We start from the raw sequence: 25500 nt of genomic DNA on the forward strand, positions 1-25500 counted from the left end.
GCGCCGCAATGGGGCTGGTTCTAGTCCAGTGGCCGGGCCTTGCAACCCTCTCAGAAAGGCCCGCGGCTCAGCGCCAGTGTTTCCGCAACGTCATCGATATAGAACGGTAGATTTCTATATAATTCGAGTAAAAATCACCAGCATTGACACGTTCTGAATTTAATAAAATGACGCCAATTGCAATACAAGAAAGTACGTCTGGCGTGAACGTTCATGTTCGGAGTGCCGTGAAATCTATTGACGGAACGTCAGGCACTCAGATCGGTTGACCCGACGCGCGAACAATGGTTTCTGGTGACAGTCGCCTGTTTCCAAGTCCATTTGCCGGTAGCGAGCCACCGCTTGAATCCCGTCCTTCACACCATTGCCGGCATGATTGGTCGCCTGGTGGCGAATCCGGCGAAAAAGTTCTGGGTTGCGGCCCACGACTACTGCGTGACGCTCGGCGCCCTTTTTGCTGCCATCGCGCTCCGCGGCGAGCCGCCGCTTCCAACCTATACTGGCATCGGCCCCCTCGCGCCCGCGCTGATCTTCGCAGCCACCGCGATCCTCGTTTACAAGGCCTGCGATCTCTACGCCTCGCGCTGGCGCTTCGCGTCGCTCTACGACCTGTTCGGCATATTCAAGGCCGTGTCGGTCCTCACCTTGATTCTGCTGGCGGCCGACTATCTGGTGGCACCCCGCCTGTCCGAGGCCGGCAAGCTGTTCGGCGGCCGCACGCTCATTATTTATTGGTGCGTCCAGATGATCCTGCTCGGCGGCCCGCGGGTCGCCTACCGGGCCTATCGCAGCTGGCGGCGGTCTGTGATCCGCAATATCGACCCGCTGGCGGCAATCGTCATCGGCCGTGCCTCCGATGCGGAATCGGTGATCCGCATGGCGGAAGCAGGGCTTGCCGGCCCGCTGCGCATCTATGGCATCCTGTCGCCAACGGCGAACGAGATCGGCCAGGCGGTGCGCGGCGTCTCCGTCTGGGGCTCGCTCGATCACGTCGAGGCCGTTGTCCAGGACGCCAACGAGCGCGGCATCGTCGTGCAACGTGCGATTATCGCACCCGACGCCCTGAACGAAGGGCCTGTCATCGAGGACCTGGTCGGCCGTTTCCGCCGCATCGGCATTCCCGCCATCCGCCTCGACGTGGCCTATTCCACCGACATGACCCGGCCGGCCCAGTTGCATGCCGTGATCGACGAGGATCTGCTGATCCGGCCGCTCGTTGACGTCGACGAGGCTCCGCTGCGCGATTTCGTCGCCGGCAAGCGCGTCATCGTCACCGGTGGCGGCGGCTCGATCGGCTCCGAGCTCGTGCTCAGAAGTGCGACGCTGGGGGCTTCCGAGGTGCTGGTCATCGACCATTCCGAGGCAGCCCTGCACGCCATCCTGGCGAGTGCCGAATTGCGGTTCCAGCCTGGCACCAACGCCGTGACCGGCCGCATCTGCGACGTCCGGGACCGCGCGCGCCTCGGGCGGCTGATGGCGGAGTTCAAGCCAGACGTGGTCTTCCACGCCGCGGCGCTGAAGCACGTGCCCCATCTTGAGCGCGAGGTGGCCGATGCCGCCCGGACCAATGTGATCGGCACCGTCAATGCCGCCGACGCGGCAATTGCCGCGAGAGCCGCAGTCTTCGTGCTGATCTCCACCGACAAGGCGACCAAGCCGGCGTCGATCCTCGGCGGCACCAAGCGCATTGCCGAACTCTATGTCCAGTCGATCGATGCAGCCCCACAACTGGTCGACGCAGAGGCCCGCGTGACGCGGCTTGTCTCCGTGCGCTTCGGCAATGTGCTGGGCACTGCGGGTTCGGTTGTTCCGCGGTTCCGTGCCCAGATCGAGGCCGGCGGCCCGGTCACCGTCACCGACCCCGCCATGGTGCGTTATTTCATGACCAAGAAGGAGGCGACCGACCTCCTGTGGACGGCCGCCCGCATCACCGAGGTTCGGGAACCAGGCGCCCATTCGGCGGTTCTGGTGCTCAATATGGGCCAGCCAGTGCGGATCGATGATCTCGCGCGCCGCATGATCCGACTTGCCGGCTTCGACCCCGACAAGAGCATGAAGCTCATCTATATCGGCAAGCGGCCCGGTGAGCGCCTGGCTGAGCAATTGTTCGACGAGCGCGAACCGCAATTCGATCTGGGCATTCGCGGTATCGTCGCTGCCGAAAGCCAGACTGTGCCATTCCCCGGCATGCAGGCCTTCATCGCCGGCCTCGCGGCCGCCGCCGAGGAAGGTGACGACAGCAAGGTCCGCGCCTTGATCGGCGAGCTGGTGCCGGAATTGCGCCCCCAGTCCCAGGCGAGCGTCGTCAGGCTTGGCCAGGCGCGCGGCGACGTCGCGGGCTGAGCGACAGGCCTCAATTCTCGCGAAACGCCCTGGCGATCTGCTCGGTGATCGGCTTCATCAGATAGGCCAGCGCGGTCCGGTCAGCGGTACGCACGAACACTTCTGCGGGCATGCCCGGCACGATGTGGCGGTCGCCGAGCTTGCGGCTCTCGCCCTCGTCCACCGCAACCCTGATCGCGAAATAGCTCTGATTTGTCTGCGCTTCTCGCACGATATCGGGGGAAATTCGCGAGATCCGCCCCTTGAGTTCGGGCGTCGTCCCATGCGGCAGGCCACTGAAGCGGACCGTCGCCTCCTGGCCAGGCATGACCTTGTCGATGTCGAGCGGCGACAGGCGCACCTCGATCACCAACGCATCGTCGCCCGGCACGATCATCATGATCGGCTGTCCCGCCTGCACCACGCCGCCGATCGTGTGATAGGCGAGCTGATGCACGAGGCCGCTCTGCGGCGAGCGGATCTCGACGCGCTTCAACTGGTCCTCGGCGGCGATGCGCCGCTCGACCAGTTCACCGATCTTGCCCAGCGCATCGCGCAGATCGTTCGACACTTCCCGGCGCAGTTCCTGCTCGATCTGCAGGATCTGCAACTCGTTCTCGCTGATCCGGCCCTCGGCGCGGGCCCGCTCGGACACGAACTGGCCGACATCGCCGGCAAGCCTCGCGGCCTCGCGCTCCAGCTCGACGACGCGCGTCCGCGGCACCAGGTTGCGGCGGAAGAGATCGCTGACATCGACGAGTTCGCGGTCGATCAGCTCGACCTGCCGCCGCCTTGCGCGCTCCTGCGCCGCGATGCCGGCAATCTCCTCGCGGATCTGCTCGATCCGTTCGCGCAGCTGCTTGCGCATTCCATCGCGCGCGCCGGCCCGAGCGCGGAACAGGTTCTGCTCGCCGATGATCGCCTTCTCGACATCGGAATCGGACCTACGGCTCGCGAGTTCCTGGGGGATCACGAGATCGGCCAGACCATCGCGCTCGGCCTCCAGCCGCGCCTGCCGGGCGAGGTTCTCGGTCAGTTGCTTGACGACCACCTGGAGGCTCGCCCGCGTCTGGGTATCGTCGAGCCGCATGAGCAGATCGCCTTCCCGGACCCGCATGGCGTCGCGCACACGGATCTCGCCGACCACGCCGCCGGTCGGGTGCTGGACCGTCTTGACGTTGCTGTCGACGACCACCACGCCGCTGCCGACCACGGCGCCCGACAAGGGGACGGTCGCGGCCCAGACGCCGAAGCCGCCAACCAGCACAACCACGATCGCAATGCCCGTGACGATCAATCGGCGGATCGAGCGGTCGGTCGGTCCGGCAGCCGGGCTGGCCTGGTTCAAGGTCTCGCTCATGCGCCGCTCCCCCGCCGCTGAGGCTGGGGCGCCAGCACGCGCTTCAGCACATCGTCCTTGGGCCCGAAGGCCTGGACACGTCCGTCCTTCATGAAGGCCACCATGTCGACCGCGGCAATGGCGCTGGGGCGGTGCGCGATCACCACCACGATGCCGTTGCGGTCGCGGACATGGCGGATTGCCTGGGTGACGGCGGCCTCGCCCTCGGCATCGAGATTGGCGTTGGGCTCGTCAAGGATCACGAGGAACGGCTCGCCGAACAGCGCCCGCGCCAGAGCCACGCGCTGCCGCTGGCCACCGGACAGCGCGATGCCGCCCTCCCCGATCCGCGTCTCATAGCCCTGCGGCAAATGCCGGATCATCTCGTCGGCGCCGGCGGCGCGCGCCGCTCTCACCACGTCGTCGGCACTGAAGTTCTGCCGGAAGCGCGCGATGTTCTCGGCAACGGTCCCGTCGAACAGGCCGATATCCTGCGGCAGATAGCCAATGAACGTTCCGCGTGCTTCCGCCGACCATTGCGCAAGCTCGGCGTCGTCGAGGCGAACCGATCCGCGCATCGGCGCCCATATGCCTGCGAGCGTTCGCGCCAGCGTCGATTTGCCGGATGCGGAATGGCCGATGACGCCCAGTGCCTGACCAGCCTGGAGCGTCAGCGACACGCCGTGGAGGATGGGATGCGAGCTGGCGGGAGCCCCGACGAACACCTGCTCGAGCGCCAGCGAGCGGACGGGCGGCGGCAGCGACAGCGGCGAGCCGGCGGGCGGCAGGAAGCGCATCGTTTCCCTGAGCCGCGCCCAGCCCTGGCGCGCGGCGGTGAAGCCCCGCCAATGGCCGACCGCCAGCTCGATCGGCGCCAATGCCCGCCCCATCAGGATCGACGAGGCGATCATCACGCCCGGCGTCGCCTGGTCGCTCAGCACCAGATAGGCGCCAAGCCCGAGAATGCCGGACTGCATCGCCATCCGGAAGATGCGCGATATGGTCCCATAGGTCGTCACAGCGTCGGTCGCCCGCGCATTGGCCTCCAGATAGCGCTCGTTGATCGCGCCATAGCGATGGCCGAGCGCCATCTGCATGCCCATGGCGGCCACCGTCTCGGCATTGCGCCGCGACGTCTCGGCAATGGTCGAGCGGGCGGATGCCTCCTGCGCGACGGCCCGCGTCGGACCGCGCGTCGCATGCTCGGTCATCAGCGCGATGCCGAACAGCGCGATCGATCCGACGACCACGGCAATGCCGATCCAGGGGTGGAGCAGGAAGCAGAGCCCGATGAACAGCGGCATCCACGGCAGGTCGAAGAAGGCCGTCGGCCCAAGACCGGACACGAAATTGCGGACGGCATCGAGGTCGCGGCTCGGCTGCAGCGCATCCAGATGGGCAGGTGCCCTCAGCGGCATGGTGACAGTGAGTTCGTAGATGCGCGGCGCGAGACTGCGATCGACCGAGGCCCCGATCCGGGTCAGCAGCCGCTGGCGGATCATGTCGAGCGCGCCCTGAACCAGGAAGACGGCGGCGAGCAGCACGGTCAATCCAACCAGCGTCTGCACGCTGCGGCTGGTCAGCACCCGGTCATAGACCTGCAGCATGTAGATCGCGCCGGCGAGCATCAGGATGTTGAGCACGCCGGAGAACAGGCCAGCCGCAACAAGGCCCGGGCGGCAGGCGGCCAGCGCCTCCGCGATCGGGTCCGATGGCTTGGAAAGACTGGGAAGGCCGCGCATCGGGACGTCCATGCGATGAGACTGTGGGCGTTTGGCCCGGCGCGGCCGAATCTGCCGCATGCTTGTGTGAATAGATAGAGTCAGTCCGCGATGTTTCGAAGCGAAGCGATCGCTGCCGCCTGCCCGTTTCAGCCTTTGGGCCGGGCAAGAAGCCGCCGGTAGACGGCGATCACGCTGGCTGACACCGCCTCGAGGTCCGAGCCTGCTTCGACAAGCAGGCGGGCCGCTGCCCCCATGGCCGCACGATCGGCGTGGGCAAGCTTGGCGATGGCCTCGGCCAGCGCCGCGACGTCGCCTGCCGGCACGATGAAGCCCGTCTCGCCGTCGACCACCGCGTCGCGGCAGCCGGGCACATCCGACACGATCGAGGGCCTGGCCGACGCGCTGGCTTCCAGCAGCGCCTTGGGCAAGCCCTCGCCGCCCCGCGACGGCAGGATGAAGGCATGATGCGCTGCGTGAAGCGCGGCGATGTCGCCCTGTGCGCCAAGCCAGCAGACACCCGGCTCGGCCGCGAAGGTCTCGAGCTCCGCCCTGGAATAGGCCCCGGGATTGTCGCCGTCTGGCGCGCCGACGAGTGTCAGCGAGACATCGCCCCCCACCGAGCGGCCTTGCCTCACGGCTGCAACCGCCAGGTCGATCCCCTTCGATCGCACCATGCGGGCGACCAGAAGGAGCTTCAGGCCCGGCCCCGCCGGCATGGGCTGGGCGGGAAAGTCCACGAGATCGACGCCGGCACCACCAAGTTGCACATGGCGGCCCTGGCTGGCAGCGGCCACGAGTCCGAGCCTTGCACCATCGGCATCGTTCTCGGCCAGCCAGACGGTGCCCGCGCGATCGAGAACCAGGCGCAGACCAAAGCCCAGCGCCCGGACCAGCGCACGGCGCACAAACGAGCGTCCGGTCGCGAGATAGCCGAGCCCGGTAATGCTGCAGACCAGAGGGAACGATGCACCGCGAAGCCGGGCGAGCGCCGCAATCGACATGCCATGGATCCCGAAGGCATGAACGATCGCCGGCTGATGGGCCTTGACGAGGGCCTTCAACTGCCCAGCGGCGGCGAGAAGACCCGTGGGCACCACGCCCCGCCGCGCGGCGGAAGCCGGAACGACCGCGATCCCGGCCTCGGCGATTCGCCGGGCCGCCTCGGCCATCCGCGTGAGCACCACGACGTCGAAGCCCTCGCGTTTTGCCCTGATAGCCCAGGGCAGGAAATGCGAGACGAAGAACCAATCCTCGTTGATCACGCAGATGATCGTCGGCCGCGCCTGTGTCACCGGCCGCCCCATGGATGGGGATGAATCGCCATGCTTCCTTGCCTTTGATCTGGCCCGGTGACACAACTCCGCGATCCGTCGAACTGCGGAATGCGGTTGCCGCCGGGCCGTGCAATCGGACAGCGAAAAGCCATGCGAACCGTCGCGGAAGAAGTTGAACGTTGCCTTCCCTACTTCGTGCGGCTCTGCGTGAACAGCGTCATTGTCAGCGGTGCGCCGCTCGACGAGGCGTCCCGCCACGTGGCGCTTGATCTGTCCGACAAGATGCGGCGCCAGCCCGGCATGAGCGCCGATCAGCAGGACCACTTCTATTCAGCCCTCGAACAGCTGATCCAGCTCGTTTCGGCGCTTTCCCCCCGCCTGCCGCCAGACCTGCTGCGCGACTTCGCCGAAAAGGCGACGCAGGCGCAGGTGGCATCGACGCTCGAACGGTCGCTGATGGGTGCGCTCAAGGCCGAGGCGATCTGAGGGCTCGGGCATGGCAGCCTTTGCGCTGAACAATCCGTTCGTCCGGTTCGTGCTGACCGGGGGCTTTGCAGCCGGCGTCAATGTCGCGGTCCGCATCCTGCTGTCGATGATCCTCAGCTACGAGCTGGCGGTTGTCCTCGCCTATCTCGCGGGCATGACGACCGCCTACATTCTCATGCGCGCTTTCGTGTTCGATCGATCGGGATCATCGACATCCGCCGAGTTCGGCCGGTTTGCGATCGTGAACCTGGTGTCCCTGGTCCAGGTCTGGATCATCAGCGTCGGCCTGGCCCGCTGGATATTCCCGGCTGTCGGCCTCACCTGGCACGCGGAGACGATCGCCCACGTGATCGGGGTGCTGAGCCCCGTCATCACGAGTTATCTCGGTCACCGCGCCTACACATTCGGCCGCCGCACGGACTAGGCCTCCGGCGGCATGACCGGATCGCCGAGCGATTGCATCAGCCGGTTGGCATTGGCGAACATGGCGATGGAGTGGATGAGATCCAGGATCTCCAGGTCGCCGAGACCGGCATCGCGCAGCGGCTTGAGGTCGGCGGCTTTCATCGCGCCGGGGTCGCGGGTCAGCTTCTCGCTGAAGGCAATGATCGCATCCTGCCGCGGGTCGAACGAGGCCTTCAGCCCCTCGTCGAACAGCCGCTGCATGACCTCGGGCTTCTTGGAAAGTTCCGCATAGCGGCGGGCATGGACCGACGTGCAATAGACGCAGCCATTGACGATCGAGACGATGGCCGTGGCCAATTCCCGTTCGACGCGCGGCAGCCCGCGCGGCGCATACATCACGCTGTTGAACAGCGCTCCGCGATGGATGAGCGAACCGGAATCGTGGGCCAGCGTCAGGAGATAGCGCGAGTGGCGCATGTTGGCGGGTGAGGTCTCGAGCGCCGCCAGCTGATCGGGCGTCGCTTCGGCCTCATCGAGCGGCGGCAGGCGCGGCTCCCATTCCACCGGCTGCAGGGTGAAGTGTGTCATTGGCCGGCCTCCTCGGCAAGAATGCGCAGGCCCGCGAGCACGCGGATCTCATAGGCCATGAAGGCCACGAGCTGCGTCAGCGCGACGATATCGCGTGAGGTGAGGCCGATCGCACGCAACCGGTCCATCGCGGCCGGATCCGTCCGCTCGGGATCCTCGGCCACCAGGTCGGCATAGGCCATCAGCATATCGAGCCGCTCGCCGCCGGGTTTCAGCCCCTCTGCCGCATCTGCATGGTCGCGGGCGCTTTCAGCGGCCAGGATCGCACGGAAATGCGCGGCAAAGGCCTTGTCGTGGGCGCTCGCCGCGATCCTCAGCCCGATTGCCGCGCGTTCCGCCCGCGTGAGATTGCCGGGATCCGGCGGCTCGAAAAGGGCATCATAGGCCCCCTGCATCCGGGCCACGATATCGGGCCGCTGCCGGCGCAGGCCGGCAATGGGCGAATCCGGCGCAAGGCCGGCCAGGCGATCGATGAGATCGGCTGCATCTGTCATCGGAAGCACTCTCAAGTCCTGATGGTCCGGGGCGGATCGTAGCGGCAGCGCACCCCACTGCACAGCCGCATCTCAGCCAGCCCCCAATGCCTCGGCATCGGTCCACTCGTCGCCGACAAGTTCGGGCTTGTCATAGGCATTGAGCGCCTGCCAGTGCCGTTCGATATCCCGACAGAACAGTTCGCCGGCAACCGCCTGGGCCAGCAGTGTCGCGCCCTCGCTGATCTTCGGGATGTCGCCGCTGATCTTGCCGAGGCTGAGGGTTGCCGCATGGTTGAAGCAGTGGAGATCGGCAAGGAAAGGCGCTTTGCCCGGCTCGCGCTCGGTGAAGGCAAAGCTTGGCGTGAGATAGGGGAAGCCCGCGAGCGATGAGCTCTCGAGACCTGGCGGTGGGCTGTAGCGGTCGCGCCAGGCGGCGATAGCGGCGGAGAAAGCGGCAAGCTCCGGCCTGACATCGATCTCGACGGTGAAGCCGGTGCCGAGGATCAGGAGATCGGCTGTGAAATGCCGGCCACGCGTCGTCTCGATCTCCAGTTGTCCGTCGTTCTCGCGCAAGGCCGCGATCCCTGACCCCAGATGGAAGCTCGCATTGCCGTGACGGCTGACCCGGAGCGTCGAGTTTTGCGGCGCCGGCGTCTGCTCCTGGTCGGCATAGCGCATGAAGCGCCAGCGCCAGGCATCGCTCATCACCGGAAAGCCGAGTGTGAAGCCCTGGCTGCCAATGCCCATCATCTTGTTGATGCGTGGCATCTCGGCGCGCCGGATGAGCAGCCGCACCTCGGCCGCACCGTGTTCCAGCGCCTCGGCAGCATTGTCCATGGCCGAGGCACCGCCACCGATCACGACAACACGCTTGCCGCGCAGCTGCTCGAAATCGATCGGATCGGCCGAATGGGCCCAGAGGCGCCGATCCACGCCCGCAACGAAGTCCGGAATCGCCGCCCGTCCCAGGCCCGCCCGGCCGGTGGCCAGCACCACCTTGCGGGCAAAGATCGGGCTGCCATTGGCAAGGTCGAGCCGGAACAGGCCGGCCTCGGGCAAGATCGCCGTCACCTCCACGCCATTCTCCACCGGCACGGCCAGCACTTTCCGGAACCAGTTGAGATATTCCATCCACATGGTGCGCGGGATGCGGTAGAGCGCGGCCCAGCTGGCCTCGCCAAACTGGGCCTCGTACCAGGCCCGGAATGTCAGCGACGGCATGCCAAGCGCCGGCCCCAGCAATTCCTTTGGCGAGCGCAGCGTCTCCATGCGGGCATAGGTGACCCAGGGCCCCTCTTCCCCCGCGGGGCTCGCGTCGAGAATGCGGATATTGCGCACGCCTGAGCGCACAAGCGCGACCGCCGCGGTCAGGCCCGACATCCCGCCGCCGATCACCACGACATCGCTGGCAAGGCCGCCATCGGGCGCCGGCGTCGGCGGCACCCAGTTCGGTGGCGGATAGTTCAGGCAGGAAAGATCATAAGCGAGCCGCGCCTCAAGCTCCGCCAGGCTGGCGGCGTGGGGATGAACGGTCTGCGGCGGTCGATGCGAAAGAAGGCCCATGAAACGAGCCTAGCGAGGCGCCCCAGCAGTGTCGACGCCGCGAGAGCCTTCTGTTCGTGGAATTTGCTGCAGAGCAACAATGCGCTGGCGGCGGGTCGGACCGCTTCAGACATCGACCTCCCAGAACATCGGATAGGACGATTGTGGCAGGTTCTTCAGGTTGGAGCGATAGCCCGCAGGAATCGTGAACTGGCCCCACATCACGGCCGGCGTCAGCTCATAGGCGATGGCCTGGATTTCGGCGGCAATGCGCTTGCGGCCCGCCTCGTCCTCGGCCTGGCCGAAAGCCTTGAGCAGGGTCGGGATGCGGGTGTCGCAGGACCAGCCGGGATAATCCGCGCAGGTCGAGGCGATGTAGAAATGGTTCAACGGCGACAGCATGTCGGTGCCGTTGGAATAGACGGCGAACATCGACCAGCCGTCCTTCTTGGCGCGCCGGGCCAGCACAGTGCCCCAGTCCATGGTCTGCGCATCGACCTTGAAACCGGCATCCTTCATGTTCTGCGCCAGCACCTGGGCTGCCGTCTGGCTGATCGAGCCGGCGACCTCCAGGATCACCACCGGCTCGCCCTTGTAGCTCGTGGCCTTCAGCGCCTCGCGGGCGGCGGCGATATCGACCTTGGCCACCTCTGACCCGGCCGTCGTGCTGTAAGGCGCATCGCACATCCAGAACGACGGGCATTGCGGAGCACGGAATTCCTCCGGCACGCCGATGGCCGACAGGATCGACGACTGGTCGACCAGCTTCCACAGCACGCGCCGGATCGCCGGATCGTTGAAGGGCGGAAACTCGTGATTGAGCCGGAAATTGCCCTGGAACTGATGAATGCCGCCAATGCCGAGGAGCTTGACGTTCCGCTCGCGCTTGAGGTTCGCCAGCATGTCGAACGGCAGGTACTGCATGTAGTCGATCTCGCCCTTGATCAGCGCGCTTGCGCCGGTCAACTGGTCAGGCATGACCTTGAGTTCGACCTGATCGATCTTGACCCGCTTGCCGCCGGCCAGAAAGTCGGCAGGCTCGGCGCGCGGCACATAATCGGCATTGCGTTCGAGGACCATCACGTTGCCCGACTTCCACAGGTCGGGACGGAACTTGAACGGGCCGGATCCGATCGGCGTGGTGATCCGCTGGTCACCCGAGGTGTTGGCCAGCCGCTCCGGCATCATCACGGGCAGCGGCGCATTGGCCTTGCCGAGTGTCGGCAGCATCAAGGGGAACGGCTCCTTGAGCTGAATGGTGAAGGTCTTGGCATCCTTGGCGGCCATGGAGGCCGTCGCCGCCTTCAGCATGCGGCCCAGCGCATCACGCGGCGACCAGCGGTTGATGGACGCCACACATTCGGCAGCGGTCACCGGCGGCCCATCATGCCATTTCAGGCCGTCGCGCAGCGTGAAGGTCCAGGTCAGCTTGTCGGCCGAGACCTCATAGGCCCCGACCATCTGCGGCTTGATCTCGCCCTTGCCGTCCATGGCGAACAGCGTGTCGAAGACGTGCAGGCCGAAGGTCCGGGTGATCGCTGCGGTGGTGAAATGCGGGTCGAAGATCACGACCTCGGATTCCAGCACCACCTTCAGCGTCTTGGCGGCGTGCGCCTCGCGAGGGCGCAGAACCGTGGCGGCGGCGAGCGCCGCGCCTCCGGCCAGAATGTCGCGGCGAGCAATCTCGATGGCCATGGGCGTGCTTCCTTGGGCGTCCGGGTTGCGGGGGAACTCGGGGCAGGTCGTCGGGGAATGAAGCAATGCACGTGAAGGCTGGAACGGGGACGATATCCGCTCCCGGGCCGGGCGCAATCGCGTGTGCAGTGCGATCCGGCTTTTGCAGGCCTGCCGTGCGACAGGTCTCATCGGTCAGACAGCCCGTGGACGCCACCGGCGAGTGCGGCCAAGATCGACGCCCGCGCTTTGTGGCGCGCTGCCGGCGGCACCACTGCCCGGCCTTTCCAGGATCGAGGGTCCCCGATGTCCGGTTCTGATCTCCTGTTCATGCCCGCAAGCCAGGCCGCCGCCTTGATCCGGAAGCGGAAGCTCTCTTCGGTCGACTATGTCGAGGCGGTGCTTGCCGCCATCGACCGCGCGCAGCCCAAGCTCAATTGCTTCGTCACCGTGATGCGCGACGAAGCTCTGCGCGACGCCAGGCTGGCCGACGAGGCGGTGGCGAATGGCGAGGCGATCGGGCCGCTCCACGGCGTGCCTGTCCACATCAAGGACCTGATCGACGTGAAGGGGGTGAAGACCACCCATGGCAGCGCGATCTATGCCGACAATATCGCGAGCAAGGACGACATCCTGACCACGCGCCTGCGACAGGCCGGCGCCGTCATCGTCGCCAAGACGACGACGCCGGAATTTGGCGTGAAGGGCATGACCGACGGTCCGAGCTTTGGCATCACCCGCAATCCCTGGAACCTCGGTCGGACCGCCGGCGGATCGAGCGGCGGCGCCGCCGCAGCGGTTGCTGCGGGTCTCGCCCCCCTCGGCCTCGGCACCGATGGCGCCGGCTCGATCCGCGGCCCGGCCGCCTGTTGCGGGCTGGTCGGCCTGAAGGCAACCCTCGGCGCCGTGCCGGCCGATACCTCCCGCGATGCCTTCGGCAACAATGTCTATGCCGGGCCGCTTAGCCGCACTGTCACCGATGCCGCCATCATGCATGCGGTTCTGACCGGTCCGAGCCCCCGCGATCCCTGGTCGCAGACCGGCGAGGACCGCCGGGCGCTGTCGCCGACGCTGGTCTCCGGCGACCTCTCGGCCATCCGCATCGGCTATGTCGAGCGCACAGCCAATCCGCGCGTCTCCGCCGACGTCCTGAAGAACACCAAGGCCTGCCTCGATGCCTGGGACGCCATGGGCGCCGACATCGAGGAGGTCACCGACGCGATCGACTGGATTGAGATGGACGGCCGCATCCTCTACCAGGCCAATTTCGCGGTGTTCTGCGCGCAATTCCTGCCGCGCTGGCAAAACCAGATGGACCCGGTGACGCTGGCCTTCATGGAGCGGGGCGCGAAGTTCTCGGTCGCCGATTTCCGCAATGCCCAATTTGCCCGCACCGCCCTGTTCCGCCAGATCCAGACGCTGTTCGAGCGCTATGATTTTCTCGTCATGCCGACCAATACCCGCTCGGCCCTGCCGGTTGAGTTCGATGCCGCCAATGACGAGGTCGAGGTCGACGGCGTGAAGTCCGGCATCACCCGCCTCGGCTGGAACTCCTACCAATACCCGTTCAACCTGACGGGCCATCCGGCGCTCGCCCTGCCCTCGGGCTTTGCCTCGGACGGCCTGCCGACCAGCGTGCAGATCGTCGGCAAATGGGGCGCCGAGACCGACGTGCTGCGTCTTGGCGGCCTGCTTGAGCAGGCGCGCCCCTGGACGCATCTGAAGCCCCCGGCATTGTAGAGGACGATCCCATGAACGACGCCGATTGCTTCCTCTCCATCGCCGACCTCGGCGAGCGCTATGCCTCTGGCGACCTGACGGTTGGCCGCGTCACCACCATGCATCTGGAGCGCCTCGCCCGGCTGGAGCCGGTGCTGAACGCCTTCCAGATCGTCGATGTCGAAGGCGCGATGGCGGCCGCCCAGGCGAGCGATGCGCGCTGGCAGAAGGGCTACCCGATCGGCCCGCTCGACGGCATCACGGTGTCCATCAAGGACAATGTCGATGTGAAGGGCTTCCCCACCCGTCACGGCTCGAAGACCAGTGATCCCGCCCCTGCGGCGGCGGATTCCCCCGTCGTGGCAAGGCTTCGCGAAGCCGGCGCCATCATCCTCGGCAAGACCCGCCTGCCGGAATTCGGCTGGAAGGGCCTGACCGACGGCCCCCTCCAGCAGGGCCCGACACGCAATCCCTGGAACCCCGCGACGTCGCCGGGTGGCTCATCGGGCGGTGCAGCGGCAGCCGTTGCGGCCGGCATCGGCACCATCGCCTTCGGCAATGATGGCGGCGGCTCGATCCGCATCCCCGCCAATCTCTGCGGGCTCTACGGCATCAAGCCGACCTTCGGCCGCGTGCCGCATCATCTGCAGGAGGGCATGTTTGCAACCCTCGTTGCGGGCGGCCCGATCACCCGCAATGTGGCGGACGCCATCGTCACGCTGGAGGTGATGGCAAAACCCGATGACCGCGACTGGTTCGCCCTGCCGAAGCCGCAACCGGGCTGGCTCGACAATGTGCAGCCGAAGCTCAAGGGCCTGCGCATCGCCTATGCGCCGGTACTGGGCGAGATCGGCGCCGATGCCGAGGTCCGCGCCGGGGTCGACGCCGCCATCGCCACGCTGCGATCCCACGGCGCCGAGATCACCGAGGTCGGCTCGATCATCGGCGAGTTGAAGAAGAGCTTCGAGAATTACTGGATCGGCGCCTTCGCCCGCCGCCTGCGCCTGATCGGGGAGGCCCGCTGGGGCGAGCTTGACCCGACTTTCCTGGATGTCGCGCGCCGCGGCCTGACCGTCACCATCGATCAATTGCTGGAGGGCGAAGCGGCTCGCGCGGCGCTCGGCCGTCAATTTGCGGCCTTCCACCGCGACTACGACCTGCTGCTCACCCCCACCATGCCGCATGTCGCCCCGCCGGTGGAGACGATCTACCATTGCCAGGCCTATGACCGCTGGCGCGACAGCGTGCCCTTCACCCTGCCCTTCAACCTGACGGGTCAGCCGGCCGCGACGCTGCTCTGCGGCCTGTCGCAGGGCGGATTGCCAATCGGCCTGCAGGTGGTCGGTCCGAAATATTCGGAGCGGCTGATCCTGGAGGCGAGCCTCGCCATTGAGGCGGCGCTCGCCCTGCCCCAGCCGCATCCGGTGCTTCTCGCATCCCTGGCGAAGATGGCCTGAGCCTCAGCCGATCGCGGCCACCATCGCAAAACCGGCATCGGCCGCTTCGATCGCGCGGTCGATGTCGGCGGGTGTGTGGGCGCAGGACAGGAACATGTTGTGCTTGGGGTGGAAATAGGCCCCGGCGCGCAGGCTCGCGCTGCAGAAGGCCGAGCCCTTGGCGAAATCGGCATCGTCGGCAAACAGCATGAGCGGCATCTGCGGCGGGCCGCTATGGGTGATCGTGATCCCGTGCTTGGCAGCCCCTGCCGAAAGGCCCGCTCTGAGACGCTCGCCCATGGCCTTCATGTGGGCCGGACCATCGAGGCGGACGAGTTCGGTGAGCGTTGCAAGCGCTGCCGCCATCGGCACCGCCTCGCACCAGAAGGATCCGGTCGTGAAGATCTTGGTGGCAGGCTCGCGCCAGCGCTCGGCCCCGGTGATCGCACCGAGCGGATAGCCATTGGCGATTGCCTTGCTCCAGGCGGAAAGGTCCGGCCGGACGCCGATCGTCTCCCACGAGCCGCCGAGATGCAGGCGGAAGCCGGCGCGGACATCATCGAGGATCAGCGCTGCACCGGTTTCATCGCAGAGTTCGCGCATACGGCGCGCAAAGGCTGGATCGGGCATGTCCAGCGCCCGCGCCATGTCATGGCGGAAGGCTGTGACGAGGATGGCAGCGAGATCGCCACCCGCCTGATCGACCGCCGCCTCCAGGCTCGCGATGTCGTTATAGTCGTAGTGGAGGATATGGGCGCGGTCCTCGGTGGTAACGCCCGCCATCGAAGGCGAGCACCAGGGCACCGCGCCGTGATAGCTGCCCTTGGCGACCAGCAATTTGCGCTTTCCCGTGCCGGCGCGGGCAATCGTGACGCAGGCTGTCGTGGCGTCGCCGCCATTCTTCTGGAACAGGCACCAGTCGGCATGGGGGATCATGTCGACCATGCGCTCGGCGAGATCGACCAGCACGGGCGCCGGGCCGTTCAGCGTATCGCCAAGCCTGCGCTGCGCCTCCGCTGCCGCCTCGACCGCGGGATGATGGTGGCCCAGCACGACCGGCCCCCAGCTGCACATGAAGTCGACATAGGAATTGCCGTCGACATCGACGAGCCGACAGCCCTCCCCGCTCCTGAAGTATTGCGGATAGCCCTCGGGCAGGTTCTTGGCGTTGAGATGGCCCCACAGGCCGCCAGGGATCACCTTGGCAGCGCGGGCGCGGAGGGCTGTGTCGGCTGAGTTCGGGAGATGGGGGTGGGTCATGGGGAAGAGCCTATGCCAGCAAGGCGGCAGGCGTCATGCGGGAATCTCGGCCAGAGACGCGGCCCGGCCACACCCGTGGCGCAATGCTCGCCCACCCATTGCGCCAAGAGATTGCTATGGTCGTCGGACGAATCTCCGGCCCCCCGGTAGGAAGGACCGGAAGCTACCATCGGCCCCGCCGCGCCCATGATCGAGGACGTCGCCTGTTGACACTGACCGGCCTGGTTCGCATGACCCTGACGGGAGCGGCTCTGCTGCTCGCAGGCTTCGCCATTGCGATGACGCTCCGCCATGTCACCCCGGTCCATTACTGGGACCAGTGGGAAATGGTGCGCACGCTCGCCCGGGATCCGGCTGAACCCTGGACAATCCGCTACCTGTTCGCTGCCCATAACGAACACATCATCGCCACCAGCAAGCTGTTCTTCCTGGTTGATCTGACGCTGTTCGGCTTCACCAACTGGTTTCTGATCGCGACGATCCTGGCAAGCCACGTGCTGCTGGCCGGCCTGCTGGCCCGGCTGGCCACGCCCGACAGCGGAAGCCTGGGCGGCATGCTTGTCATCTGGGCTGTCTTCGCAGCGACAATGCTGTCGCTTTGCCAGTGGGAAAACCTGCTGGTTGGCTTCCAGACCCAGTTCGCCTTCGTCCTCATCTTCGCGATCGCCACCAACTGGATCGCGACGCGGGCCCTGCTGGCCAAGAGCCAAAGGGACAGGCTGGCAATGGCCGCGCTCACCGCCCTGGCGGCCTTTCTTTGCATCTTCTCAATGGGCAATGGCATCGGGATCATCGCCTCGCTGGTATTCCTATTGATCGCCTACCGCGCGCGGCCCGCGACGTGGCTGTCCGTGATGATCCCCTGTCTGGCATTCGTCGGCCTGTTCTTTTGGCTGACATCAGGCTCGGTGCCCGTCGGCAATCTCGCCTTGCGCAATCCCTTGAGCATGGCCCTCTTCGCTTTTGCGCTGATCGGCTCTCCATTCACCAGCCAGCCAGCCCTTGCTGGCCCGATCGGTGGGGGCTTCGTCGCCGTGTTTGCCTTGGCGTTCATCCAGCGGATCGCCCTCCCGTGGTGGCGGCGCGAACCGATCGATGCCGGCGTCCTCCTGCTGACCGCCTTTGCCGGATTCCTCTTCGCGACCATTGCCGCCGCAGCCTGGGGCCGCTCGCCGCTTGGCATCGCTGCGGCAACATCATCGCGCTACGCGACGCCGGTGCTCGCCTTGTGGCTGACGGTCGCGGCGAGCCTGATCCGCCAGATCAGGCTCAAGGGGCGCGCGGAAGGCTCGCCGCGCGAAATCGCTGTGCTGTCCGCCGCGCTTGCTATCGCCGCCGTAACCAGCCTCCGCCCGGGTAATGCCGTCCACATGGAAGCGCACCGCACGCCGCTGGTCCAGGCGAGCCATTTCGCCCTGTCGGGTGTCACCTCGTCGCCCGCCATCGGTGCGCTCTACCCGCATCCCGCGATGATCCAGGATGCGCTCGCCTATCTCCGCCGCGAGCGGCTCGGCATTTTCTCCGGCCGGTCCGGGCTTGCCGTGCCGCCGGCTGTCGTATCCGCCGGAGAAGCCCCGCTTTGCTTATCCGGCGCCGTCGACGCCATCAGCCGCGTCGGGCCGGACCAGTGGCAGGCATCCGGCTGGATCACCGACCCGGCCACGGCCAAGCCGCCACGCTGGATCGTCGCCATCGACCGCGCAGATCGGGTCATCGGGTTCTCCAGCCCCGGCGTGATGCCGCTCCCGCCGGGGCGGCCCGCCGCCGGCAGCCGCGCGCAACCGCGCTTTCTGGTGCCGATCCACCCCCTGCCCGCCTCCGCACCATCGGCCTTGCTGGCAATCTCAGAGCCGGAAGGCGTCAATTGCCGCCTGCCCCTGCCCGACACCATGCCCTCGCGGCTGGTCGAGCCTTTCGCGCCGCTCGCGTCCGCAGTGGGCGAGGTTCGCCTGACCGGCCAGGCGAAGCGGGGCGGCTATCCGGCCTTGCCGGGTTTTGTCGGCCCGCTCGGCGGCGCCGAGGTGCTGGGCACATGGGCGACCAGCGATGCCGATACGGGATCGGTCGCGATCACCATCGACCCTGTCCGCGACGGCTGCGCCGACCTGCTGCTGCCGATCGCGCGCGGACCGACCCCCTCCGGACTGTCTGTGACACTGACCGCAGCCTCAGGCGCGACCGAGACGCTTGGGCTGGACACACTGCCTTTTCACGCATGGCGGGCCATTCGGATCGACCGCGATTTGCTCTGCCCCGCCGGACGGCCGCAAACCCTGACCATCACCCTGACCGACCAGGGCCGCGACTGGGGCTCGTGGGCCGCCATCGTCAGACCGGGGAGACAGCCCTGAATGAGGTCGAATGAACCACCCGCGACGATCCGGCCAACCGGCCCAAGGCTGCTCCTGCGGCAGCTGTCGGCACTTGCCTCTCTGGTCACTGCTCACACCCCCGGCTTCCTCGCTCGCACGCTACTGCGCATCTTGCGCGAGGAAGGGATCGCCAGCGCAATCAGGCGGCTTCGCCGCAGGCTCGCCCCTGCCACCGAAACGGCTGACTACCCGCATTGGATTGCGGCTTATGACACCTTGAGTACCGCGACGCTCGGCCGCCTGCGCACCCGCGCGGCGGCCCTGCCTCGCCAGCCGCTCGTCTCCATCGTCATGCCCGTCTACGAGACGCCGGAGCGCTACCTGAGAGAGGCCATCGCCTCGGTACGGGCCCAGGTCTACGAGGCGTGGGAATTGTGCATCTGCGACGACGCATCGCGTGCCCCTCACATTCGCGCCGTCTTGGAGGCAGAGGCTGCAGGTGATGCCCGGATCAAGATTGCCCGGCGCCACGACAATGGACGCATCTCCCGGGCATCGAACGACGCTCTCGCCCTTGCCACCGGCGAGTGGGTCGCCATGCTCGACCATGACGACGTGCTGCGCCCGCATGCGCTGTTCTGCATGGTCGAAGCCTTGGGGGCCAATCCCGAGGCGCAGATCCTTTATTCCGACGAAGACAAGATCGACGACGCGGGCCACCGCTTCGATCCCTATTTCAAGCCCGACTTCTCCATAGACCTGCTGCTCGGCCAGAACTACCTGAACCACCTGACGATGCACCGCCGGGCCAATATCGAGGCGGTCGGTGGATGGCGCCCCGATTTTGACGGCAGTCAGGATTATGACCTGACGCTTCGGATCCTCGAACGGGTCGGAACTGACCATGTCGTCCACGTGCCGCACATCCTCTACCACTGGCGCGCCGCTGCCGGATCGACCGCCCGCGCGCCCCAGGAAAAGAACTATGCCGTGGAGGCCGGATTGCGCGCACTTCAGGGCCATGCCAACCGGGTCCTACCCGGCGCACGGGTGGAGATGACAGCCGGCGCGCCCTATTATCGCATCGCCTATCCGCTGCCCGCGCCGCCCCCGCTCGTCTCCATCATCATCCCGACACGGGACGAGGCCGCCGTGCTTGAGCGCTGCCTCGTCTCACTGTTCGAGCGGACCGACTATCGCGCCCTCGATATCATCATTGTCGACAATGGATCGATCGAACCAGATACCTTCGCGCTGTTCGACCGCTGGACCGCACGGCACGACTCCATCCGCGTGCTGCGCGATGACCGCCCCTTCAACTACTCCGCCCTCAACAATCGGGCGGTCCGGGAGGCGCGTGGTAGTCTGCTCTGCCTCCTGAACAACGACATCGAGGCTGTCGAACCCTCATGGCTCGGCGAGATGGTGTCGCTTGCCGTGCGTCCCGAGGTCGGATGCGTCGGCGCCAAGCTGCTCTATCCGAACGGCACGCTGCAGCATGGCGGCGTGATCCTGGGGATAGGTGGAGTGGCCGGCCACAGCCACAAATACGCGGCCGATGGGTATCCGGGCTATTTCCACCAGCTCAGCCTGCGCCGCACCGTCTCGGCGGTTACGGCTGCCTGCCTCGTTGTGAAGGCGTCGATCTTCGCCGAGGTCGGCGGCCTGGACGAGCAAGGGCTGGCGGTAGCCTTCAACGATGTGGACTTCTGCCTCAAGGTTCAGGAGGCAGGCTATCGCAACGTCTGGACCCCCTCGGCTCTCCTGATCCATCACGAGAGCTTGTCGCGCGGAGCTGATACCACGCGTGAGAAGCAGCAGCGCTTCCTCTCCGAGATCGAGACAATGCGCAGGCGTTGGGGAACCATTTTATACACCGATCCGTTCTATTCCCCGAACCTCACCCTTGTCAGCGAAGACAACAGCCTGGCCTTTCCACCACGGGTCCTGCTGGAGGATGTCGGGTAGCCCCGCCGCCCTCTGGCAGGGCGCGCAGTACGCCGCCAAGGCCCGAATCGAATGCTATAGACAGGCAAAGAGGCGGTGCCGCCGCACCAAGACGCGAACCCGATGAATCCAGAATTGAAGAACACGGCGATCGGACGGGCCATATCCAGTCTCGGCAAGGGCACGCTGTCGGCCGCCAACCGGATAGCCTTGATGCTGTATCTGGCGGGTGAGCAGCGCCGCGCACAAGCGCCCGGAAGCCCGCCTGAGGCGATCCGCACGCGCTTGAAGACCGGCATTGTCGCCCATGTCTACTATCCCGACCTGTTCGGCGAGATCCTGGCCTGCCAGGACAATCTGCCAGCCGATGCCATCTGCCACGTCAGCGCACCTCCCGATGTTGCGGAGGTGCTTGAGCCGCAAATTCGGGCAATGCCCAGCACACACCTCCATATCGTCGAAAACCGGGGTCGTGACATCGCCCCCTTCCTCTCGATCTTGAAATCTGGCGCGCTGGACGGCCTCGATGCGGTGCTGAAAATCCATTCCAAACGTAGTCCCCACCTCTCCCATGGCGGATTGCTGCGGAGAGCCATGTTCCAGGCCCTGGCCGGTCGGCGCGACATCGTTGCCCGCGTCCTGGCCATCATGGAGGAACCGCAGGCCGGCATGGTCGGTTGGCGACGCGTATTCCTGACGCGGCAGCGCCACTGGCACGGCAACCGCGATCGGGTCGTGGCGCTCGCTGCTCAGCTTGATCCGCCGGCTCAGCCTGTCCTTTCGTTCTTTGGCGGCTCCATGTTCTGGTTCCGGCCGCAGGCACTCCGTTCCATTGCGGCTCTGCCGCTGTCGGCATTGGATTTCGAGGCGGAAGCAGGACAGATCGACGGAACTCTGCACCATGCGATTGAGCGGCTCTTCGCCGTCGCTGCTGTAGCTGCAAGCTACCGCGTGGTCGATACGGATGGGCAAGTGCTTCTGGAGTGTGCCAGTCCACGCGTCATCGTGTAAAGCGGTCGCTCAAAGTACCAATTTCGGATGCAGTAAAGAAGTGCTGACAATATCGTGACCCATATATCTTATCGACCAGCGACCGACTGAAGCGTTGTCTCATCAGACGATCGTAGATATCTGGAACAGGGTGATTATTTTGGACCTTAACGGACAAAGGACAACCACAAAACAAACTAAGAGGTTCCTGCAGACGATGAAGGGCATCAAGCCGATATAGAAAAACGGAGACCTGGCTCGTCTTGATGGTCACATGGCCTCTTTCTGTGGGAAATGGCGTATTGAAGACATCGATCCCTTGGAAGTAACCATGGTCGAACCATCCGGTTATTTTTTCAAAATCAGCCTCAATCAAAGTCTCAATCCCGTCCATGAAGGCTTCTGGATCACCAACAGAATCAAGGCTGGACGCAGGATCCCCCATTGACTGACAATAACCTGAGATCAATCGCGAAATTGGATCGCGGACACCACTGATGAAATGGATATGCGGGGCGAGAGGGTGCCTGACAACCTCGGGATAAGAAAAAAACAATCCGGATAGCTTCTGATTGCTTCGGAGCTCCAGTGAAGATGAGGAATGGTGCCGAAAACCCCGGCTTCTTGCAGTGCCGACTGGATCGCCTTCGATCCTACCCGGCCCATCTGGAACAGATGAAAGCGCGCGTTGATGATGTCGTCGGTCACCACATTAGGGATTCGGCCTTCGAAAGCGCCACGGTACATCCAATGGGCGATGGCGTCGCGAGGCGTCTGGAGCTTCAAATGCGGATATCGCGCAGCGTAAAAATCGGGATCGATGAACGAGTAGAAGAAGCGGCTATAGGACCGCCTCTCCCGCCATCCCTGTTGGACAAAATGTCGGATAAGCTGGTCACCTTGCAGATGCGTTAGATCAGCAAATCCTTTGTGATGACCGAAGGTCCGATAGAATTCTGAATCAAAATGGCGCAACCAGACATGAATACTATCCAAAGATGTGTCTATGTCCTGAGGAAAATCACCGTTATTGAATAGTAACTCGTAGCCCAAACCTGATCTCCCGCCCATGCGCTTTCTCATGTGCTGGCACAATGTACTAAAATGGCAGCCCTGCGAACTCCATATTGTCCGAGTGTGATAGGTTGTTCGTCGTTGGCTTTGATGGCGATTGCCGTATCCGTGGAGTTTGTGACGACCATGTTCCCTTTGGAACCCCACATTCGCGCCCTCGAGGCTGAGGCGATCGGCATCATCCGTGAAGCCGCGGCCGCATCCGCGCGTTCGGTGCTGCTCTATTCCATCGGCAAGGATTCCTCGGTCCTGCTCCATCTTGCGATGAAGGCCTTCGCCCCGGCTCCGCTGCCGATCCCGCTCTTGCATGTCGATACGACTTACAAGTTTCGCGAGATGATCGACTTCCGCGATGCGACCGTCGCCCGGCTTGGCCTGAAGCTGCTCATCGAGACCAATCACGCGGCCCTTGCCGAGGGTATCAACCCGTTCGACCACGACGCATCCACCTACACCGCCGCGATGAAGACCGTGCCGCTGCGCCATGCGCTCGATCGTCACGGCTTCGATATCGCAATCGGCGGCGCCCGGCGCGACGAGGAGCGCTCCCGAGCCAAGGAGCGCGTGTTCTCATTGCGCGAACCAGGCCATGTCTGGAACCCGCGAAACCAGCGGCCCGAATTCTTCGGCCTCTACAACACGGCTCTCGCCCCCGGCTTCGGCTTCCGCTGCTTCCCCCTGTCGAACTGGACCGAACTCGACGTCTGGCGCTACATCGCGGCCGAAGCCATCCCGGTCGTCCCGCTCTATTTCGCCAAGCCCCGTCCGGCCGTGTCGCGTGCCGGCCAATGGATCATGGTCGACGACGCCCGCTTCCGCCTGTTGCCGGGCGAAACCATCGAGAGCCGAACCATCCGGTTCCGCACGCTCGGTTGCTATCCCCTTTCGGCAGGCCTGGAATCGCAGGCGGGCACGGTTGCAGACATCATCGAGGAACTCGGGCAGGCCCGACGCTCCGAGCGTGTCGGGCGGGTCATCGATCATGTCGGCTCGACGATGGAAGAGAAGAAGCGGGAGGGCTATTTCTGATGCCTCCCTCCAGCATGCCGCCAGCCTATAGCCTGCCGCGCCTTCGCTTCATGACCTGTGGCGCGGTCGATGACGGCAAGAGCACGCTGATGGGCCGTCTGCTCTATGAGTGCGGCGCGATCTACGACGATCAGTTGGACGAGGTGCGGCGCGCTTCTGGCAGCACCTCGTCCGATGGCCTCGACCTCGCCTTCGTCGTCGACGGGCTGAAGATCGAGCGCGAGCAGGGCATCACCATCGATGTCGCCTATCGCTATTTCTCCACCGACCGGCGTGCCTTTCTGATCGCCGATGCTCCCGGTCATGAACAATATACCCGCAATCAAGCCGCCGCCGCGTCGCAGTCGGACATCGCTGTCGTCGTGGTTTCGGCGGTCGACGGGATGCGCATCCAGACCCGCCGGCACCTGACCATCGCCGCCATGTTTGGCGTCAACGATATCATTGTCGCCATCAGCAAGATGGACCTCGCAGGCTTTTCGGAAGCCCGCTTTCAGGCGCTCGCCGGCGAGATGCAGGCCTTCGCGGCCCAACTCGGTATCCATCTCGTCGCCTGCATGCCGATCGCCGCCAGGGATGGCGACAACGTCACCACACGATCCGGACGCATGCCGTGGTACCAGGGGCCGCCTTTGCTCGAACTGCTGGAACAGGCCAAACCTCGCCAAGGGCAGGAGGCGGCGCTCCGGCTGCCCGTTCAAGTGACCGGAAGGATGCCGGGTGGCGGACGCGTGTCGCTCGGCACGATCGCCTCGGGCACGATCGGGCTTGGCATGAGGGTCGCCGCCGATCCGGCATTCCCCGCCGAGGTCGTCGGCCTCTGGGAGGCAGGCAACGCCGTGACATCCGCTGAGGCCGGCGCGGCTGTCTCGGTCGAGCTCGCACCCGACGTCGATATCGGGCGTGGCGCCGTGCTCAGTGCCATCGCGGCGCCGGCTCAGCCCGCACTGCAATTGCGCGCCCGCCTTGTCTGGCTCGACCCCACGCCCTTGATGACCGGGCGCGACTATGACTGTCAGATATCCACGCAAAAGGTCGGGATCGGCATTTCGCGCATCGAAGGCGTCGTCGATCTGGACACGGCACGCCCGGACCAGAACCGTAGCGAAGTGGCCCTCAACGACATCGCCGAAGTCCTGATGACATTGTCCACACCGGCGGTCGCCATGCCCTTCGAGATGGAGCCACGCTTCGGGGCCTTCATCCTCGTGGACCGCGCGACACGCGCCACCATCGCGGCCGGCATTGTCCTCGACGTCACGCGGCGGGTGGCAGACCTGCCCTGGCAGGCGATCGAGGTCACGCCTGCGGCAAGAGCCAGCCTGCTCCGACAATCACCCTTCGTTCTCTGGTTCACCGGCTTATCCGGCGCCGGCAAGAGCACCATCAGCGGCATGCTCGATCGCAGACTGCATGCGCTCGGCCGGAATACTGTTGTGCTGGATGGCGACAACCTGCGCCACGGGCTGAACGCCGATCTCGGGTTCTCCGATGCCGACCGTGTCGAGAACATGCGCCGCGTCGCCCATGCCGCCAATCTGATGGCCGATGCAGGGCTCATCGTCCTGGTGTCGCTGATCTCTCCGTTTGCGGCGGAACGGACGCGAGCCCGCGATGTCATCGGCAGCGAGCGCTTCGTGGAGGTCTTTGTCGACGCATCGATCGAAACCTGCCGGCAGCGCGACCCGAAGGGCCATTATGCGCGCGCCGCCAGCGGCCAGCTCAGGCAATTCACCGGTGTCTCGGCAGTCTACGAGCCGCCGGATGCGCCCGATATCCACCTGCACACCGATACCGGCACGCCGGTCGACATGACCGATGAGATCATCGCACATCTGAGGAAGCAGGGCCTGCTCGCGGGATAGGCGCTCGGCAAGCCTCCCTCCTTGGGGTATAAGCCCGG

At 65.5% G+C, this 25500-nt stretch carries 20 protein-coding genes; 10 read left to right on the forward strand and 10 right to left on the reverse strand.

Annotation, left to right across the window (positions count from 1 at the left end; all coding sequences use genetic code 11):
- Positions 1–342 precede the first annotated feature (342 nt).
- A complete protein-coding gene (locus tag E8L99_RS21490) occupies positions 343–2343 on the forward strand; it encodes a polysaccharide biosynthesis protein (protein WP_137101476.1) in 2001 nt (666 codons plus the stop codon).
- 10 nt (positions 2344–2353) lie between these two features.
- Here the strand turns inward: E8L99_RS21490 and E8L99_RS21495 are convergent, their stop codons facing one another.
- The 3 genes from E8L99_RS21495 to E8L99_RS21505 form a co-directional block, all read right to left on the reverse strand.
- Entirely contained in the window at positions 2354–3682 is a 1329-nt protein-coding gene (locus E8L99_RS21495; RefSeq protein WP_137101477.1) for an HlyD family type I secretion periplasmic adaptor subunit, read from the reverse strand.
- Entirely contained in the window at positions 3679–5403 is a 1725-nt protein-coding gene (locus tag E8L99_RS21500; RefSeq protein ID WP_137101478.1) for a type I secretion system permease/ATPase, read from the reverse strand. The genes E8L99_RS21495 and E8L99_RS21500 overlap by 4 nt, the downstream gene beginning before the upstream one ends.
- 128 nt (positions 5404–5531) lie before the next feature.
- The gene (locus tag E8L99_RS21505; protein ID WP_168201783.1) at positions 5532–6677 is read right to left on the reverse strand and encodes a glycosyltransferase; all 1146 of its coding nucleotides are present in this window, start codon (positions 6675–6677) and stop codon (positions 5532–5534) included.
- A gap of 132 nt (positions 6678–6809) precedes the next feature.
- On the opposite strand from E8L99_RS21505, the gene E8L99_RS21510 reads away from it, so the two are divergent.
- Both E8L99_RS21510 and E8L99_RS21515 read left to right on the forward strand, forming a co-directional pair.
- On the forward strand, positions 6810–7145 hold the full coding sequence (locus tag E8L99_RS21510; RefSeq protein ID WP_137101480.1) for a hypothetical protein: 336 nt from the start codon (positions 6810–6812) through the stop codon (positions 7143–7145).
- 10 nt (positions 7146–7155) lie between these two features.
- Positions 7156–7569 carry a GtrA family protein gene (locus E8L99_RS21515; protein ID WP_137101481.1) on the forward strand — a complete coding sequence of 138 codons (414 nt, stop codon included), beginning with the start codon at positions 7156–7158 and terminating at the stop codon, positions 7567–7569.
- Here E8L99_RS21515 and E8L99_RS21520 read toward each other — a convergent pair.
- From E8L99_RS21520 to E8L99_RS21535, 4 genes are all read right to left on the reverse strand, one after another.
- Positions 7566–8138: a peroxidase-related enzyme gene (locus tag E8L99_RS21520; RefSeq protein ID WP_137101482.1), complete on the reverse strand. Its 573-nt coding sequence runs from the start codon at positions 8136–8138 to the stop codon at positions 7566–7568. The genes E8L99_RS21515 and E8L99_RS21520 overlap by 4 nt on opposite strands.
- The gene (locus tag E8L99_RS21525; RefSeq protein WP_137101483.1) at positions 8135–8632 is read right to left on the reverse strand and encodes a CMD domain protein; all 498 of its coding nucleotides are present in this window, start codon (positions 8630–8632) and stop codon (positions 8135–8137) included. Before E8L99_RS21525 ends, E8L99_RS21520 begins: the two co-directional genes overlap by 4 nt.
- A gap of 72 nt (positions 8633–8704) precedes the next feature.
- Positions 8705–10177 (reverse strand): NAD(P)-binding domain-containing protein, encoded by a 1473-nt coding sequence (locus tag E8L99_RS21530; RefSeq protein ID WP_137101484.1) that lies wholly within the window; start codon positions 10175–10177, stop codon positions 8705–8707.
- Between the two features lie 105 nt (positions 10178–10282).
- A complete protein-coding gene (locus E8L99_RS21535) occupies positions 10283–11851 on the reverse strand; it encodes an ABC transporter substrate-binding protein (RefSeq protein WP_137101485.1) in 1569 nt (522 codons plus the stop codon).
- A gap of 285 nt (positions 11852–12136) precedes the next feature.
- Between E8L99_RS21535 and E8L99_RS21540 the strand changes: the two genes are divergently transcribed.
- Positions 12137–13570: an amidase gene (locus tag E8L99_RS21540; RefSeq protein WP_137101486.1), complete on the forward strand. Its 1434-nt coding sequence runs from the start codon at positions 12137–12139 to the stop codon at positions 13568–13570.
- Between the two features lie 11 nt (positions 13571–13581).
- Positions 13582–15006, forward strand: a complete 1425-nt coding sequence (locus E8L99_RS21545) for an amidase family protein (RefSeq protein ID WP_137101487.1) — start codon at positions 13582–13584, stop codon at positions 15004–15006.
- A 3-nt stretch (positions 15007–15009) separates the two neighbouring features.
- Here E8L99_RS21545 and E8L99_RS21550 read toward each other — a convergent pair whose 3' ends face one another.
- On the reverse strand, positions 15010–16245 hold the full coding sequence (locus E8L99_RS21550) for an aminotransferase class III-fold pyridoxal phosphate-dependent enzyme (RefSeq protein WP_137101488.1): 1236 nt from the start codon (positions 16243–16245) through the stop codon (positions 15010–15012).
- A 206-nt stretch (positions 16246–16451) separates the two neighbouring features.
- On the opposite strand from E8L99_RS21550, the gene E8L99_RS21555 reads away from it, so the two are divergent.
- The 3 genes from E8L99_RS21555 to E8L99_RS21565 all read left to right on the forward strand — a co-directional run bounded on the left by E8L99_RS21555 (position 16452) and on the right by E8L99_RS21565 (position 21515).
- On the forward strand, positions 16452–18596 hold the full coding sequence (locus E8L99_RS21555; RefSeq protein WP_137101489.1) for a hypothetical protein: 2145 nt from the start codon (positions 16452–16454) through the stop codon (positions 18594–18596).
- 237 nt (positions 18597–18833) lie between these two features.
- Positions 18834–20525 (forward strand): glycosyltransferase family 2 protein, encoded by a 1692-nt coding sequence (locus E8L99_RS21560; RefSeq protein WP_215907028.1) that lies wholly within the window; start codon positions 18834–18836, stop codon positions 20523–20525.
- Between the two features lie 102 nt (positions 20526–20627).
- Complete coding sequence (locus E8L99_RS21565) at positions 20628–21515, forward strand: rhamnan synthesis F family protein (protein WP_137101491.1); 888 nt, start codon at positions 20628–20630, stop codon at positions 21513–21515.
- Here the strand turns inward: E8L99_RS21565 and E8L99_RS21570 are convergent.
- Both E8L99_RS21570 and E8L99_RS21575 read right to left on the reverse strand, forming a co-directional pair.
- Positions 21505–21939, reverse strand: coding sequence for a putative capsular polysaccharide synthesis family protein (locus tag E8L99_RS21570; RefSeq protein WP_137101492.1), 435 nt, complete (start codon positions 21937–21939; stop codon positions 21505–21507). The genes E8L99_RS21565 and E8L99_RS21570 overlap by 11 nt on opposite strands.
- 20 nt (positions 21940–21959) lie before the next feature.
- On the reverse strand, positions 21960–22577 hold the full coding sequence (locus E8L99_RS21575; RefSeq protein ID WP_137101493.1) for a hypothetical protein: 618 nt from the start codon (positions 22575–22577) through the stop codon (positions 21960–21962).
- Between the two features lie 117 nt (positions 22578–22694).
- On the opposite strand from E8L99_RS21575, the gene cysD reads away from it, so the two are divergent.
- Both cysD and cysC read left to right on the forward strand, forming a co-directional pair.
- Positions 22695–23597 carry a sulfate adenylyltransferase subunit CysD gene (gene cysD / locus E8L99_RS21580; RefSeq protein WP_137101494.1) on the forward strand — a complete coding sequence of 301 codons (903 nt, stop codon included), beginning with the start codon at positions 22695–22697 and terminating at the stop codon, positions 23595–23597.
- The gene (cysC, locus tag E8L99_RS21585) at positions 23597–25462 is read left to right on the forward strand and encodes an adenylyl-sulfate kinase (protein ID WP_137101495.1); all 1866 of its coding nucleotides are present in this window, start codon (positions 23597–23599) and stop codon (positions 25460–25462) included. The genes cysD and cysC overlap by 1 nt, the downstream gene beginning before the upstream one ends.
- The last annotated feature ends 38 nt before the right edge of the window (positions 25463–25500 follow it).

Source organism: Phreatobacter aquaticus, from assembly GCF_005160265.1.
In the GTDB taxonomy this organism is placed as follows: Bacteria; Pseudomonadota; Alphaproteobacteria; order Rhizobiales; family Phreatobacteraceae; genus Phreatobacter; species Phreatobacter aquaticus.

Bases quoted from the DNA above. Each gene is read 5' to 3' on its own strand.
- E8L99_RS21540 (WP_137101486.1), top strand. From the start codon at position 12,137: ATGTCCGGTTCTGATCTCCTGTTCATGCCCGCAAGCCAGGCCGCCGCC.
- E8L99_RS21530 (WP_137101484.1), bottom strand. From the start codon at position 10,177: ATGGGCCTTCTTTCGCATCGACCGCCGCAGACCGTTCATCCCCACGCC.
- E8L99_RS21535 (WP_137101485.1), bottom strand. From the start codon at position 11,851: ATGGCCATCGAGATTGCTCGCCGCGACATTCTGGCCGGAGGCGCGGCG.
- E8L99_RS21510 (WP_137101480.1), top strand. From the start codon at position 6,810: ATGCGAACCGTCGCGGAAGAAGTTGAACGTTGCCTTCCCTACTTCGTG.
- E8L99_RS21570 (WP_137101492.1), bottom strand. From the start codon at position 21,939: ATGGGGGATCCTGCGTCCAGCCTTGATTCTGTTGGTGATCCAGAAGCC.
- E8L99_RS21525 (WP_137101483.1), bottom strand. From the start codon at position 8,632: ATGACAGATGCAGCCGATCTCATCGATCGCCTGGCCGGCCTTGCGCCG.
- E8L99_RS21520 (WP_137101482.1), bottom strand. From the start codon at position 8,138: ATGACACACTTCACCCTGCAGCCGGTGGAATGGGAGCCGCGCCTGCCG.
- E8L99_RS21515 (WP_137101481.1), top strand. From the start codon at position 7,156: ATGGCAGCCTTTGCGCTGAACAATCCGTTCGTCCGGTTCGTGCTGACC.
- E8L99_RS21545 (WP_137101487.1), top strand. From the start codon at position 13,582: ATGAACGACGCCGATTGCTTCCTCTCCATCGCCGACCTCGGCGAGCGC.
- cysD (WP_137101494.1), top strand. From the start codon at position 22,695: ATGTTCCCTTTGGAACCCCACATTCGCGCCCTCGAGGCTGAGGCGATC.
- E8L99_RS21500 (WP_137101478.1), bottom strand. From the start codon at position 5,403: ATGCGCGGCCTTCCCAGTCTTTCCAAGCCATCGGACCCGATCGCGGAG.
- E8L99_RS21565 (WP_137101491.1), top strand. From the start codon at position 20,628: ATGAATCCAGAATTGAAGAACACGGCGATCGGACGGGCCATATCCAGT.
- E8L99_RS21550 (WP_137101488.1), bottom strand. From the start codon at position 16,245: ATGACCCACCCCCATCTCCCGAACTCAGCCGACACAGCCCTCCGCGCC.
- E8L99_RS21495 (WP_137101477.1), bottom strand. From the start codon at position 3,682: ATGAGCGAGACCTTGAACCAGGCCAGCCCGGCTGCCGGACCGACCGAC.
- cysC (WP_137101495.1), top strand. From the start codon at position 23,597: ATGCCTCCCTCCAGCATGCCGCCAGCCTATAGCCTGCCGCGCCTTCGC.
- E8L99_RS21575 (WP_137101493.1), bottom strand. From the start codon at position 22,577: ATGAGAAAGCGCATGGGCGGGAGATCAGGTTTGGGCTACGAGTTACTA.